At 38.9% G+C, this 15,256-nt stretch carries 14 protein-coding genes and 1 riboswitch; of the genes, 7 read left to right on the forward strand and 7 right to left on the reverse strand.

Going from position 1 to position 15,256, the window contains the following annotated elements; all coding sequences use genetic code 11:
* Nucleotides 1-13 precede the first annotated feature (13 nt).
* From ACNO7B_RS18385 to ACNO7B_RS18400, 4 genes are all read right to left on the reverse strand, one after another.
* Nucleotides 14-1,480, reverse strand: coding sequence for a glycoside hydrolase family 1 protein (locus ACNO7B_RS18385; RefSeq protein ID WP_417901808.1), 1,467 nt, complete (start codon nt 1,478-1,480; stop codon nt 14-16).
* A 4-nt stretch (nt 1,481-1,484) separates the two neighbouring features.
* Entirely contained in the window at nt 1,485-3,344 is a 1,860-nt protein-coding gene (locus ACNO7B_RS18390; RefSeq protein WP_146271799.1) for a beta-glucoside-specific PTS transporter subunit IIABC, read from the reverse strand.
* A gap of 330 nt (nt 3,345-3,674) precedes the next feature.
* Nucleotides 3,675-4,628, reverse strand: coding sequence for a hypothetical protein (locus ACNO7B_RS18395; RefSeq protein ID WP_338335080.1), 954 nt, complete (start codon nt 4,626-4,628; stop codon nt 3,675-3,677).
* A gap of 111 nt (nt 4,629-4,739) precedes the next feature.
* The gene (locus ACNO7B_RS18400) at nt 4,740-5,633 is read right to left on the reverse strand and encodes a hypothetical protein (RefSeq protein ID WP_338335079.1); all 894 of its coding nucleotides are present in this window, start codon (nt 5,631-5,633) and stop codon (nt 4,740-4,742) included.
* 182 nt (nt 5,634-5,815) lie between these two features.
* Here ACNO7B_RS18400 and ACNO7B_RS18405 point away from each other — a divergent pair, with 182 nt between their 5' ends.
* Nucleotides 5,816-6,367 (forward strand): PadR family transcriptional regulator, encoded by a 552-nt coding sequence (locus ACNO7B_RS18405; protein WP_060832788.1) that lies wholly within the window; start codon nt 5,816-5,818, stop codon nt 6,365-6,367.
* 4 nt (nt 6,368-6,371) lie between these two features.
* Complete coding sequence (locus tag ACNO7B_RS18410) at nt 6,372-6,860, forward strand: DUF4188 domain-containing protein (protein ID WP_342493208.1); 489 nt, start codon at nt 6,372-6,374, stop codon at nt 6,858-6,860.
* Nucleotides 6,861-6,870: 10 nt separating this feature from the next.
* Here ACNO7B_RS18410 and ACNO7B_RS18415 read toward each other — a convergent pair whose 3' ends face one another.
* The gene (locus tag ACNO7B_RS18415) at nt 6,871-7,494 is read right to left on the reverse strand and encodes an NUDIX hydrolase (protein WP_212047466.1); all 624 of its coding nucleotides are present in this window, start codon (nt 7,492-7,494) and stop codon (nt 6,871-6,873) included.
* Nucleotides 7,495-7,664: 170 nt separating this feature from the next.
* Here ACNO7B_RS18415 and ACNO7B_RS18420 point away from each other — a divergent pair, with 170 nt between their 5' ends.
* Both ACNO7B_RS18420 and ACNO7B_RS18425 read left to right on the forward strand, forming a co-directional pair.
* The gene (locus ACNO7B_RS18420) at nt 7,665-7,871 is read left to right on the forward strand and encodes a helix-turn-helix transcriptional regulator (RefSeq protein ID WP_008347396.1); all 207 of its coding nucleotides are present in this window, start codon (nt 7,665-7,667) and stop codon (nt 7,869-7,871) included.
* Nucleotides 7,868-8,548: a DUF3169 family protein gene (locus ACNO7B_RS18425; protein ID WP_417901809.1), complete on the forward strand. Its 681-nt coding sequence runs from the start codon at nt 7,868-7,870 to the stop codon at nt 8,546-8,548. Before ACNO7B_RS18420 ends, ACNO7B_RS18425 begins: the two co-directional genes overlap by 4 nt.
* 79 nt (nt 8,549-8,627) lie before the next feature.
* Here ACNO7B_RS18425 and ACNO7B_RS18430 read toward each other — a convergent pair whose 3' ends face one another.
* On the reverse strand, nt 8,628-9,494 hold the full coding sequence (locus tag ACNO7B_RS18430; RefSeq protein WP_417901810.1) for a hypothetical protein: 867 nt from the start codon (nt 9,492-9,494) through the stop codon (nt 8,628-8,630).
* 89 nt (nt 9,495-9,583) lie between these two features.
* The gene (locus tag ACNO7B_RS18435) at nt 9,584-10,930 is read right to left on the reverse strand and encodes an amino acid permease (protein WP_048001796.1); all 1,347 of its coding nucleotides are present in this window, start codon (nt 10,928-10,930) and stop codon (nt 9,584-9,586) included.
* Nucleotides 10,931-11,092: 162 nt separating this feature from the next.
* Nucleotides 11,093-11,172: riboswitch (glycine riboswitch) on the reverse strand.
* Nucleotides 11,173-11,448: 276 nt separating this feature from the next.
* On the opposite strand from ACNO7B_RS18435, the gene ACNO7B_RS18440 reads away from it, so the two are divergent.
* From ACNO7B_RS18440 to ACNO7B_RS18450, 3 genes are all read left to right on the forward strand, one after another.
* The gene (locus tag ACNO7B_RS18440) at nt 11,449-12,465 is read left to right on the forward strand and encodes a LacI family DNA-binding transcriptional regulator (RefSeq protein ID WP_024720466.1); all 1,017 of its coding nucleotides are present in this window, start codon (nt 11,449-11,451) and stop codon (nt 12,463-12,465) included.
* Between the two features lie 648 nt (nt 12,466-13,113).
* Complete coding sequence (locus tag ACNO7B_RS18445; protein WP_417901811.1) at nt 13,114-14,295, forward strand: MFS transporter; 1,182 nt, start codon at nt 13,114-13,116, stop codon at nt 14,293-14,295.
* Nucleotides 14,296-14,313: 18 nt separating this feature from the next.
* Nucleotides 14,314-15,216, forward strand: coding sequence for a quinate/shikimate dehydrogenase (locus tag ACNO7B_RS18450; protein ID WP_417901812.1), 903 nt, complete (start codon nt 14,314-14,316; stop codon nt 15,214-15,216).
* Nucleotides 15,217-15,256 lie beyond the last annotated feature (40 nt).

The raw sequence follows: 15,256 nt of genomic DNA on the forward strand, positions 1-15,256 counted from the left end.
TGATTGTGGTTTTTCAATCAAGCGATTCACCATTTGTTTCAATGACCTTTTTGTACCAATAAAATGAGTCTTTACGAGAACGTTTTAATGTACCGTTTCCATCGTCATCTTGATCTACATGAATGAACCCGTATCGTTTTGACATCTGTGATGTACCTGCACTAATAATATCAATTGAGCCCCAGCTCGTATATCCGAAGAGGTCAACGCCTTCTTCCACCGCTTCTCTCATTTGGCGGAAATGCTCTTTGAAATAGTTAATACGATAATCATCGTGAATTGATCCATCACTTTCAACAACATCTTTTGCACCCATGCCGTTTTCTACAATGATCAGTGGTTTTTGATAACGATCATATAATTCTATTAAAGAAATTTTCAGACCAACCGGATCAATTTGCCATCCCCAATCAGTAGATGGAAGGTAAGGATTTTTGACCCCACGGATGGTATTTCCATCCGTTTTTTCTAATCCTTCATCAGCTGATTCAGTTAAAGACATATAGTAGCTGAACGAGATAAAATCTACTGTATTTTCTTTTAAAATAGAAAGATCATCTGATTCCATTTGGATATGAATGTTTTTTCTCTCAAGCATGCGCTTGATAAGCGGCGGGTATTCACCAAATACCTGAACATCTGCATAGAAATAGTTTTCTAAGTTTTGTTTCAATGCCCGCTCCACATCATTCGGATGACAAGTGTGCGGATACGTTGTTAATTTTGTCAGCATACACCCTACTTGACTGCCTTGTATGATGCGATGACAATCTGCTGTTACGAGTGCAGAGGCAATGAATTGATGATGGAGTGCTTGATAAACCGTCTCTTCCTCTTTCCCTTCTGGGCAGCGATCAGGAATAATTCCTGCTGTAATAAAAGAGTGGCGGTGAATACTATCTATTTCATTAAAGGTCAGCCAATATTTCACATCATGCTTATAGCGTTCAAAACATACATTGGCGAACTTAACAAAGAGATCAACGACTTTTCTTTCAACCCAGCCATTATATTTCACGCTCAGTGCTAACGGCATTTCATAATGTGACAGCGTCACAATCGGTTCTATGTTGTGTTTTTTCATTTCTGCAAATAAACGATCGTAAAATTGGAGTCCTTTTTCATTTGGTTCGTTCTCTTCTCCAGTTGGGAAGATACGGCTCCATGCAATAGAAATGCGAAGAGTTTTAAAACCCATTTCAGCAAATAGAGCCAAATCCTCTTTATAGTGATGATAGAAATCAACACCTCTGCGTTTTGGATACTTTTTATCATCTGGGTCTTTCATCGCTCGATCTATATTTTCAGAAGTAACAGCTAGATGCCCTTCATAATCTTCTACACTCAAATTAGACCGGTACATCGCAATATCAGCAACAGATGGGCCCTTTCCATCTACATTCCAAGCGCCTTCTGCTTGGTTGGCGGCAATGGCGCCGCCCCATAAAAATCCTTTTGGAAAACCTTTTATTGTCGTCATATGTTTAGCCTCCTAATTGGGTGATAACCATCAATGTATCTTGGCGATTGACCTCTTGTAATGGCTGTACCTTAATATCATATTGATCTGTATTCGTGATGACAGCAAGCGTAACTGGATCGTATCCTGCTTCCATGATTTTTTCAACATCAAATTCAATGAGTAAATCCCCTGCTTGTACACGATCTCCTGCCTGCACTTTTGGATAAAAATACTGTCCTTCCAACTGTACAGTATCAATGCCAATGTGGAATAATACTTCCACCCCTTTGTCCGTTTTCATACCAAGTGCATGGTTTGTTTCGAACAGCAAGGTGACCTCACCATCTACTGGTGCATATAACGCTCCTTCTGAAGGAACAATGGCAATTCCGTCTCCCATGACCTTTGAAGAGAAAATATCATCTTTTACTTCAGCTAGAGAGATCATTTGACCAATCACAGGGCTTTTGAAAGTTTCCCCTGCTCCAATTTGTTCAGCAAATGCTTCTTGATCATTTGTCTTTTCTTCTACTTTTTTATCCTTACCTAATACAAAAGCAGCGATAAAAGCAACAACGAAGGAAATGACAGCTCCAATGACAGCAAACATTAGATTTCGTGGAAGCTCATCTGATATAAACATCGACATACTTGCTAATCCAGGACCAACAAGTACAAAAGCTTGTATACCAACTAATCCAATGAAGATCCCGCCAACAAACGAACCAATCATGACACTTCCAAGTACGCGTTTATTTTGAAGTGTCACACCATACAAAGCAGGCTCTGTGATGCCAAAAAATGCTGAAATTCCTGCCGAAATAGCTGTTGATCTGAGTACCTTGTCTTTCGTGCGTAGTGCCACTGCGAAACATGCTCCACTTTCCGCAATATTATGCGCAAGTGATGCTGGTAAATAAAGTGCTTCTTTCCCGAGGTTCCCCATCGTTGTCACTGCATAAGGGACCATTGCTTTGTGCATGCCTGATGCAACCATAAACGGGAGTACCGCTGCTAAAATTGCAACAGCTACCCAGCCTACTGTATTAAACATCGCAAGAATAACGGATGAAAACCCTTGTCCTGCTGTAAAACCAAGTGGTCCTAATAACAGTAACGTAACTGGTACAGTAATGACTAATGACATCATTGGGACAAAGAAAATCCGAATTGGTTTTGGTGAAAATCGTGTGAAGAATTTTTCCATTTGAGCATAAAGCAATACAGAAAGGATTGCTGGAAACACTTGATACGCATAAGCTATATTTTTTACGTCGAATGACATTAATTGCGCACCTTCAGTAAGCATGGCTGTCATGTTCGGAAGAAGGAGTGCACCGACTGCTGATAATGCGACCAGTGGGTTTACCTTTAGTTTATTTGCCGTTGTGACAGCGACTAGTAATGGCAGGAAGTATAGTGGTGCGTCACCCACCATATTCAGTATTTGATAGGTTTGGCCTTTTGCATCCACCCAGCCTAATAAAGAGAAAAGGAGAAGAAATGATTTTAAAATCCCTCCGCCTGCGATAGCCGGAACAAGCGGCTGGAAGACACCCACAATGAAATCTAATAGAACTGTGCCTGCTTTTCTTTTTTCTTTTGGCTGATTGGATGGCATGCTTTGCCCAGAAGAGCTGCCGCCCATTAAATTTGTTACCTGTTGATACACTTCAATCACGTCATTCCCAATGACCACTTGGCATTGTCCTGACATTCTGACAGCTATGACACCTGGTGTTTTTTCTAATGCTGGTACATCTGCTTTTTTCTGATCAATTAGTGTGAAGCGAAGTCTTGTTGAGCAGTGCTCAAGGTGCGCAATGTTTTCTTTACCACCTACATGCTGCAAAACGTCTTTGGCGACTTGTGTGTAATCCATTTTTTCTCCTCCTTTTCTCATACATGAGACCTATATTTTGTCAATAAAAAAAGGACCTAAAACGACAAATTAAAGAAATTCATCGTTTTTAGATCCTGCCTGCATGACCAGTCACATGTCTAATTTATTTATATTGGATTTGTTTTTAGTATATATTGATTATATGAAAGCGTCAACATTTATTTTTCTGAAATTTATTAAGGTCTATATACCCAAAATGCTTTTCTTTATTTACTTAAAGCAACTCTTTTGTTCATTCTATCATCAATCAACAAAATGTTTCTCCATAAAAAACCAGATAAGTTGATTCACTCATCTGGTTTAAGATGCCTATTTTCTCTTTTCTTCTGCTTTCTTTTTAAATGCTTTCGCTTGTTTTTCATATTCCTTTTTCGTGACAGCTTTTAACTCTACTGAATCGCCTGTCATGATATATGGTCTAGGGAGTTTTTTAAATTCCTGATACGTGAAAGCTTTTATCTCTATAGTACCGTTAGTCTTTTTAATTGGCAGTTTGATTGATTTTGCATCTCGATCAGTCGAACCTATAATGACACCTCGTTCAATTATAGGATCGTAGCTCATGTCTAAATAGTCTCCACCATCAGTTTCGCCCCCGACCTCTAATTTCATTTCTTTATAGGGCTTACACCCTTCTTCAGAAACAGTTGTTATTAGAAAAGAGCCGAGCCATCCATTCTCAATATGCATGCTTTCAACTTGTAAAAATAGTTGTTTGTCCTCTGCCGTATATAGAAAACCATATACCTTCGCCACTTTATCCCTGAAGTGTCTCATATTGTCATAAAATCTGGTTTCTGATGTATCAACTAGATGTTGATGTCGATCTTGAATTTTTTTGTGATACGAATCTAGCTTTTTTCGATTGATTGCTTTATATATCCTGCTTTTCTTATCACCTTGTTTTTTCACAGATAGGTCTTTCCCAGACATTTGAACTTCGTATATGATTGTTTCTTTGCCTTGTTTGACTCGAAATTCATAACCGTTTTCCTTTGAACTCCCGGACACTACATATTGTTTTTTATATATTTTGGGATCCCACCATATTTCTTCTATATACTTTTCATTCAAATGCCCCGTTACTTTGCCTTTATTCTCAGATATCTCAAACCAGCTCATTTTATCCTTCGTTTTATACGCAAATGCATAGGCATGATTCAATGAATTCTTTTGTGCAATTGCTTGATATGCTGTCCAGCCGCCTCCACCTAAGATGAGTACTGCCAGGATAGACATGACCCACATTTTCAATTTACTCATAGGTACCTCCACTAATATATGATTTAAAAAATCTTCATTATCCCTATTTATTCAACTAAATTCTGATCGTCCTGAAATGCCATTCACAACAATCATCTGTTCCAACACGATCTACTTTTGCCATTCTTTCGCCTTCTTTTTGAATGCTTCCGTTAGTTCTTGATATTCCTCTTTCGTGACCGCTTTAAATTCTATAATCCCGCCTGCCATTTTAAAAGGAAATTTAATGTATGTTGCGTCTCGGTCAGTTTCCCCTAAAATAAAACCCTTTTCAATTGCAGGATAAGTACTCAAATCAAACATTATCCCATCTGAAACTCCACCGGCTGTATGTTTCGTTTCTTTATAAGGTTCACCACCATCTCCTGGAACCTTTCTCATTAGAAAAGAACCTGCCCATTCAGACTGCATATACATTCGTTTTACTTTTAAAAATAGTTGGTATGAACCATCCTCTGCTGTATACAGATAACCATAAGCGCCTGTTACTTTCTTAATGAAGTTTCGTACATAATCATGAAATCTATTTTCCGTGTCATCCATCAGTTTCTCATATCGAGTATGAATGTCCTGTTGAACAGCACGTAGGTTTTTTTGATCAATTGCTTTGTATGTGATGCTGTGCTTTTCACCTTGTTTTTTCACAGAAAGATCTTTTTCGGCAAGGTGAACTTCATATGTGACCGTTTCTTTCCCTTGCTTCACATAAAATTCGTAACCGTTTTCAATTGATTTTCCGGTTAATTGATATTTGTTGATAAATAGATTGGGATCATAATGCCTTTGCGGACTTTCCTCTAAAATGGTTTCGTTCAGCTGGCCTGTTACTTTTCCGTTTCTCTCCGTTACCTTGAACCAGTTCACACGATCATGAGTCTTATATGCAAAGGCGTAGGGGTGATTAAAACCACTCTTTTTTGCGATTGCTTGATATGCTATAAAGCCGCCTCCACCAATCATTAGTACCGCCAGAATAGTCATGATCCAGATTTTCGATTTACTCATATGTCCCCTCCAAACTATGATCGTTCAATCTATATGAAGGATTCCTCTCATTGATTAACCAATCAGTGATCTCTTCACCTCCTTTCTAGCATTTATTTTTTTCTCATACCTCTTGTATCTGCAGTTATATATCGTTTATTATATATCTAAATGATATATCTTTTAGATAGGTGTGTTGATCAATGAAAAAATACAATGATACGACGTATGCGATATTGGGGATTTTAACGACAGATTGTAAGTCTGGGTATGAAGTGAAGCAATTAATTGATAGGAGCTTGCATCACTTTTGGAAAATTAGTTATGGACAAATTTATCCAGCTTTAAAGTTAATAGTCGAGGAAGGGCTTGCGAAGGTTTCACCCACTTCTACAACTGGCCGCTCAGACAAGCGGGAATATCATCTAACTGAAAAAGGGCTGGACACGTTGAGGCAATGGCTGGCACAGCCGCTCGATCAAGTACCATCAGAACGAAATGAGGTGTTATTAAAGTTATTTTTTGGTCAATATCTTTCGTTTGAGAAAAAATTGGTGCTTTTACAGGATTATGAGAGGCAGCTCCGTATCCGTTATGAGACATATGTTGCGATTGAACAAAACATTCAAGAGCTGTATCCAGATGAAGCTGATGCGAAGTATTGGCTGTATACGTTAGATTACGGAAAGAAAGTGGCGCAGGCTGGAATTGATTGGTGCGTGGAGACTTGTGAATCGATGAAGAAAGAAGGGTGAACAAATGAAAAAAAATATACGTGCTGGCAGGTATACAACAGACAATTCTGAGCCGATTGTTGTGTTCATTATCGGAATGAGAATCAATAAACGCTGGGCTGTCCATCAATGGCTGCCAGTATTTAAGGCGATGCCGGGGATGATCAAAGAACTTTATACACATCAAGATGAACTTGGTTTTCTCGGGACAGAAAATTACTTCGGTTTACGCACTACCACCATGATCCAATATTGGAAATCAACAGAGGACCTCCTTGCCTACGCCAAGATGGAGAAGCATTTGGCTGCTTGGAAAGGATTTAACCAAAGAGCACGACATAATGACGCGGTCGGAATTTATCATGAAACGTATCAAATTCAAGCCGGCTCATATGAATCTATCTACGTGAACATGCCTTCATATGGATTGAGCCAAGCTAAAGCACCCATTCTAATTGGAAAAGGGAAAGGAAAAGAAACCGCAAAAGAACGCCTTTCTACAACAAATTCCTAGAGCTGATTCTCTAGGAATTTCTTTTTGCAACCATCACAAAATGTTTTAATATGCGGGCAGTTAATCCCCAAATGGTGTAACGATTGTAATCATAAAACCACTCCTCAATCGAACGACTCCCCCAGCTGTATTTTTCACCATTCATGATTTTTTCATAAGGAAAGTCCTCTCCTGGTGTTGGCTGCACCGATACATGGTGTAAGTACGGTTCGTATTGGCTGAGCCATGATAGAGGCACAGTAAAGGTCTCATCTACTTCTTCTTGATTAAAGGAATGTTTGACCTGCTGTTCATCAATGATTCCGACAAATGGATATACCACAAAGGATGGAGAGGCAATATAAGGGCTGAGTTGTCCTAAAACCTTGACGGATTCGGGCGGAATTCCTAGTTCTTCATATGTTTCCCGCAGTGCAGCTTCTTGTGCGGTTTCCCCGCCGTCGAGTTTGCCTCCTGGGAAGCTAATATCGCCAGGTTGTTTTCTCATCGTCAGTGATCGCACTTCAAATAAAACATGCCATTCCCCGTCTACTTGCACCAAAGGGACAAGGACTGCCGCTTTGAACGCTGTCTCTTCTCCGATAAATAGCGGCTGTGATTGATGTAAGTCACTTTTTAATTGATCAATGAACATGGGCATCACCTATTTTCTGTTTCTCTTTTCTTTAGCGTATCATTGATTCCCTTTTGAATAAAGGCGATCTTTCTGACAATTATTTTTATCATTTTGACAAATATACTTGTCAAAATGAATATAATACTTTACAATCAAGATAACATTTTGATCAGAGTTGAGGTGACAGAATGAAAAATCGGCTAAAAGAGCTGCGGGCACGTGATGGTTTAAACCAAACGGAGCTTGCGAAACGGGCAAAGGTTTCCCGCCAGACGATCAGCTTAATGGAACGAGATGAATTAATGCCGTCTCTCTTACTTGCTATGAGGCTTTCACGCATTTTTCAAGAACCCATTGAACATATTTTTCTATTCGAGGAGGATGAACTCACATGAAAACTGTATACAAAATGCTCTTAGGTGCTCTCCTTGGTTTTCTCGGTGCTTACTGTTTGCTGGCAGCCGAATTTGAGCTGACACTTCTGCAAGCTGCATTTGAAGCGACCCTTGTCATCACTGGCTTGACAGTTCTATTCATCATTTATTGTTTTTCAGGCATTTCACGCATGAAGAAAAGAGTCTCTCTTTCAGTATCTGGTGATGAGGAGGATGAACTAGAGGCAAAACAGTACCGAACCTTTACTGATGTAACGTTAGCTAATACGGTGAGTACCATTTTATCGATTATTGCAATTGGTATTTCCATCGTGACTGAGCAGCCACTCTGGCTGATTCTCGCAAATGCTGCCTTATTTTTGATCACCGTCATTCTTTCTTATGCATCGATCTCTGTCCTAAAACTCGTCTATCCTAATCGTCATCTACCTAGTCCATCCGATAAAGATTATGGCAAAAAACTGCTCGCCATTTCTGATGAAGGCGAAAAGCATGTGATGCTCGATGGGCTTTTTCACACTTATCAAATGATGAATATTTTATTGACCGGTGCCATGTTTATTTTGATTGTCTATTCTCTTGGCGCCAATCACTCTCAGCTCTTCTCCATCATTGTCGTTGGACTTGTTCTGATCATTCTTAATGCATACTATATGTTGAAGATTCGAAATCGTTAAATAAGCAAAAGCACAGTCTTTAAAATTGACTGTGCTTTGAGTAACTGGCGGAGTATTCAATTTGAAATGAATGAGTTGATCAACTTCTTTCATTTTTAGTTGATAACTTATTTACAAAATATGAAATAAATATTCCGACAAAAATAATATTAAAGAGGTTGCCTAAAATAAATTCAAACAGGGGAATATAACCAAAAATCCCTTTTTTGATAATAATAGTAGGATAATTATAAAAGAACTCTAAACCTTTATATATTATTAAAAGACTCTCGTCGCTCTTATACTCCATACTATTAAAAAATCCAAAGATATTATTATTATTATAGTAAAAGGCTCCGAAGGCAACACCAACTACAGTAATAAAAAAGAGATATACAAAAATAAAATTTGTTAAATGAACAAAAGTGGATCTAAAAATATCCATCACATTTTTTAGAAATACAAATGTATATACAGTAGTGAAAAAAATTATTGTAATCATTAACTTGATATTAGATAAATTATCCAAAAACTCTAATAAAAGAGTAAGTGGATACAGCAATATTATAAATACCTTAAAGATATAGCCTACAATATTGACATCCTTATTATCATGTTTATATGCAAACATGAAAGCTATTAATAGCAAGAATAATATTCCAACATAAAAATATAACTCTTTTATGTTAAAAAATTGCACAGATAGAAGAAGGAAAAATAGAAAAAAGGCAAACCAAACTGTCCATTTCCCTTTACTGTTAATAAAGAGAGATTTTATCACAGCTCTCTTTATTAATTTTTTTAAATCAACCCATTTTAAGTTACCTTTAAATTTAATTCCTCTCCAATTTACACCACGGAAAAACTTCAAAATGATTTTATAATACCTTTCCATATAAAATAAACTTGTTATTATTACAGGTATTAATAGAAGTATAAAAATAACACCAAATAATATTATACCCAATCTTATCCTCCTCTCCCTAAATATTTCTAAGATTATTACGATTCATAAGAAAAAAGGATTCAAAAAAAAAGCCTATTACGGCTTTTCCATTAAACAGCACGGCGTTTCTTTCTTGCATAAATCAAAAATAAGAACCCAAACCATACGGGTGTCAATAACAGGGCTGGACGTGTTGCATCAGCGAAAAGCATGATGACAAGAATGGCAGCAAAGAGCACAAGAACCGCTATATTCACAAAAGGTGTAAATGGCGCTTTAAAGGTAGACGCCTTATGCAGTTCAGGACGTGTTTTCTTATATTTCAGATGGCATATTAAAATAATACTCCATACCCAAATGAAACAAATGGCACTAATCGTAGTCACAATACCAAAGGCTTGTTCAGGAATCAGCTTGCTTAAAAGAGCCCCTACTGACACCACAATCGTTGACACAAACAGGGCATTACTTGGAACAGCATGCTTATTTAGACGGCCAAAAGATGCCGGTCCTTGTTTTTGATGACTGAGATTATACAAAATTCGGCTCGTTGAGAACATACCGCTATTACAAGCAGACGCCGCAGATGTCAGGACGACAAAGTTGATGAGTCCCGCCGCTACTGGTATCCCAATGAGCCCAAAGGTTTTCACAAAAGGACTTTCTGATGCACTGAGTTCTGTCCATGGGTTGATGCATAGTAATACAAAAATCGCACCTACATAGAAAAATAGAATTCTTAATGGAATTTTATTAATCGCAGACGGGATATTTTTTTGCGGATTCGCTGTTTCTGCTGCTGACACACCGACAAGTTCCACGCCCACATACGCAAAAATCACCATCTGAAATGACAATAAGAAGCCTGTCACACCATTTGGAAATAATCCTCCGTGTGACCACAGATTCGTTACCGTCACGGGCCCTGCATCTGTTTGAAAACCAATGATTAACAGGACAATTCCAACGCCAATCAACAGTAATATCGTAATCACTTTAATAAGTGCAAACCAAAATTCCATTTCTCCAAAAAGCTTCACCGTTAATAAATTAAATCCTAGCAAAATCAATAAACAAATAATAGCAGGAATCCACTGCGGAATATCAAACCAGTACTGCACATACACCCCGACCGCAATAACATCCGCCATCGCTGTCATAATCCAGCAAAACCAATACGTCCATCCTGTCACAAAGGAAGCCCACGGTCCAAGATAATCCTCTGCTATATCCGTTAAAGACTGATAGCCCGCCTTAGATAAGAGCAATTCTCCAAGTGCCCTCATGACAAAAAAGATGGCCATTCCGACAATCAAATACGCAAAAATGATCGATGGTCCAGCCAATTGAATGGCCTTTCCAGACCCTAAAAACAGCCCAGTTCCAATCGTTCCGCCAATGGCAATTAATTGAACATGACGGTTTGATAAATCTCGCTTTAACTCTTGTTGTGCCAATTTCAACACCCTCCTACGACACGATCCTATACTGAAATAATGAACTCTCAAAAAGTCCATAAAAAAAGAGATTGGATGCGCTCCAATCTCACGGTCATAAAAGAATAGCAAAATAGAGAAAAGCAATACACAGTATGATCCATGCATCACAAATACAATATTTCGTACTCTTCTGTCCTTTTGCCTGAGATTGTGAACCCTTCGGCGCCGCACATACATGCGGTCTCTCCAGAAGCTGCTCCTGCCATAGTGTGACCCACAGCAATCATAGCCTTCGATATTTACTTTAAATGTTGCTATTTCTGAATAATTTTATATTTTACGCCTCTAGATGAAAGCTGTCAATGGTAATCTTTTAAGATGTTGTCTCCTCCTTATCTGAAGCTGATATGACATCACTTCATCAACACCCCTTGATTAAGGTATAATGAAACAAAGAATGTTCGGCTCGTTTGGTGGAGACATCCATCTTGATGATGAACCATAGTTAGGCAATCCAATGAAGTTGGTGAAGACAAATGAAAAAAATGAACAAACAGCGTGTGACATTACAAGAAGTCGCTCGGCATGCCGGTGTATCGACTTCAACGGCCTCACTCGTTGTTCGCAACAACCCTAGGATCTCTGAAGCCACCCGGAAAAAAGTGCTGCAATCCATGGAGGATTTGGGATACGTGTACGATCGCGTTGCTGCCAACATGCGGTCGAAAAGTTCAAATATTGTAGGTGTGATCGTCACGGATATTTCAAACACCTTTATTTCTGAATTTTTAATCGGTGTGCAAACCACCCTTGAGTCACTTGGCTATACCGTTTTACTTGGGACAACCTTTGATAGTGTGGATAAGCAGGAGCGGCTCATCTCCACAATGGTAGAGCACCGAGTGGGTGGAATTATCTTAAATCCAGCATCGAAAAGTTCGACACGAACGGTGAAACAATTAAACAACATTCGCACACCAAAAGTATTGGCAAATCGTGAATTAGCAGATGTCCATTGTGATTATGTCGGCGTTGATTATGAACAAGGCACTTGGATGGCGGTCCGTCATCTTCTTCAAAAAGGGCATCGCCGCATCGCCTTCTTAGGTGGAATCAAATCCTCCTCAACTTGGATTGAACGGATGAAAGGGTTCAAAAGAGCCCATGATGATGAGGACCTGACGATGGATGAATCTCTTATTATCGATATGGTGCCTACCCGTGAAGGCGGGAAAGAAGCCCTTGCCCAAGTGATTGACCTTCCCGAACCACCTACTGCTATTTTTTGCTTCAGTGATTTAGTGGCGTTTGGGGTGATTCAAGAATTGGCAGCGCGTGACATCAAGCCTGGTGAAGACATTGATGTAGTTGGGTTCGATAACATCCCTGAAGCGGAGATGTATCACCCGCCGCTCACCACAGTCTCATCATTTCCACGATCCATTGGAGTCAAAGCAGCCAACCTTTTGTATCATAAAATGAACGAGCAGGATGAAGAACTGCAGCGGTTGATATTAAAGCCTCAACTTCATATTCGAGAAACCTCGACATGATCATGAAAAGGAGAATTGCAAAGCGATTCTCCTTTCAGATTGTTGACAAAGGGCTAAAATGAACTTTATTTTAGCCCTTTGTCTTCTTTTCAGCGTGATAGAAAACCTTTGCAGTCTAGGAAGGACGAGCACCGGAGCAGAGCGAATTTGACATTCGTGAGCACCGGAGCGCAGGACTGACAAAGAATGCGAGGGTTTGTCTACACGCTGAAAGGAGAATTGCAAAGCGATTCTCCTTTTTTTATTGAGCAAGTCAACTATTTCTTTATTACATTTTTCTTTTTTTAAATCACAAAGTCATAAACTTGACACATTTTATACACAGGAGTATATTTATCTCGTTGCTTCTTTTAGTATATCGTTATACCTTTTGTGAACATATCGTTATTTATCATATCAACTACAGTTAAAGATGGATCTTTTGATTCTGATCAAATCTAGGAAGTCCATCGACTTATGATAACTGTTATTATTTTTAATTATTTAGTAGAACGATGTACTTATTTGAAGAACAGATGAATGTTCATTATTTTTTCATCAATCACACAAGGGGTGTTGTGATGGACTTAATATTATTTACGTTTAAGGAAATAACAAAGGGTAACAATAATTTGGCCCGAACAGGGTTTCAAATATAGGAGTGGGAACATGAAAAATCCATACATTAAATCATCACTTGGCATGTACTTAAACTATTTCATGCTAGGCATGATCAATATTATTGTGGCATCAAACATGGAAAGCTTATCTGAACGCTACCATGTAGATATTCCAAAAATCAGCTTGCTTGTATCAGCAATCGGTATCGGTAAATTAATTGCTCTCTTTTTCTCTGGCCGGCTGGCAGACAGCTGGGGGCGAAAACCTGTCATTATTACAGGTAACTTTCTCTACTTATTATTCTTAATTGGGATTCCAACAACGACCAATTATACATTGGCTTTCATTTTTGCCATTTCCGCAGGGATTGCAAACTCATTGCTTGATTCAGGGACATATCCTGCTTTGACAGAGTCATTTCCTAAAAAAGCAAGTTCAGCTTCTGTATTAGTGAAGGCGTCTGTATCAATTGGTGCGACTGTTCTTCCATTTATCTTGGCATTCCTTATTGCACATGACATCTTCTGGGGCTGGGCATTCTTTGGTCTAGGACTTCTTTACTTACTTGTAGGCATTTACTTGATCTTTATGCCGTTCCCAAATCATAAGCAAACGGCTTCTCAAAACGATCTTCCCGTTCAAGAGCAAATGAAGGAAGAACCGAAAATGTTTGGTGAAGGTTTAGCTGTTGTACTTATGGGATTCACGTCTACTGCATTATTTGTCGTATGGCAAACTTGGCTTCCACAGCTCGGGTTGAAATTGATTGGGCTTGGTTCAGGACAAGCGACACAGCTTCTTTCTTATTTTAGTATTGGTGCACTCGTATCTGTTCTATTGCTTTCAATCGTATTAGATAAATTCATTTCACCTATTATGGTCGCCATTATTTACCCAATCGGGGCATTCCTTGCCATGCTTTCACTATTTCAAATCGAAACGTACGGCATTGTCATTGTTAGTACCTTTTTCTTAGGATTATTTACAGCCGGCATTTTCCAGTTGGCGATGAGTATTATGATGAAATTATTCCCTACAAACAAAGCAACGGCTTCATCATATGTCAACATTGCGGCAAGTTCAGCGTTTATCCTTGTTCCGCTGATTACAAGCGGACTCGTTAGCACGTACGATATTAAAATGACTTTATTCTTCGATATGATCATTGCGGTCATCAGCGTATTGTTAGCAATCTTTGTTTTACGACGCATGAAAAAATTGTTTAGATAATTAAAGGAGATGTCAATCATGACAAACATACACGAACGTAATATTGATGGAAAAACAAAATTAGTCGGTCTTCTTGCAACACCAATCGGACACAGCCTGTCACCACGGATGCACAACCTTGGCTATACACTAACAGGAATCAACTATGCTTACCTTGCTTTTGAGGTAGGAAATGATGAACTAGAAGCAGCAGTAAACGGGATGAAAGCAATGGGTGCAGCTGGATTTAACGTATCCATGCCGAACAAAATGAAAGTACTCGATTACTTAGATGAACTAGATGATTCTGCAAGACATACTCGCGCAAGCAACACAGTTGTAAACAAAGATGGCAAGCTGGTTGGCTACAACACAGATGGTCTTGGTTACGTAAGAAACTTAATTGAACACGGCGTTGAATTAGCTGGACAAAAGGTTACACTCGTTGGATCTGGCGGCGCTGCAACACCGATTGCCATTCAGCTTGCACAATCAGGTATTCGTGAAATTAGTATTTTTGCTCGTAATGATCAATACTTTGTTCAAGCAGAAGAAAATGTAAATTACATCAACAACGAAATGAAATCATTCGGTGTCAAAGCGAATATCTTCCCACTTGAAGACAAAGAAGCTTTCCGTCGTGAAGTAGCTGAAAGTGCGATCTTAGCAAACGGGACAAGCCTTGGCATGAAACCATTAGATGAGCTCAGCATTATTGACGATACCCTTGATGTATTACGCAAAGACTTAATCGTGACAGATGTTGTCTACAACCCGCAAAAAACAAAACTTCTTGCTCAAGCACAAGAAGCTGGTGCCAAAACGATTAACGGTCTTGGCATGATGCTATGGCAAGGTGCCCTTGCGTACAAACTGTTTACTGGCGAGGATATGCCAGTTGAACAAGTAAAACAAATTCTATTTGAAAATGACCGTTTCTAAACGAAACACAGAAAAAAGACGACCTCCGCTTTGGAAGTCG

The organism is Bacillus sp. AK25 (genome assembly GCF_048270685.1).
Taxonomy (GTDB): domain Bacteria; phylum Bacillota; class Bacilli; order Bacillales; family Bacillaceae; genus Bacillus; species Bacillus altitudinis.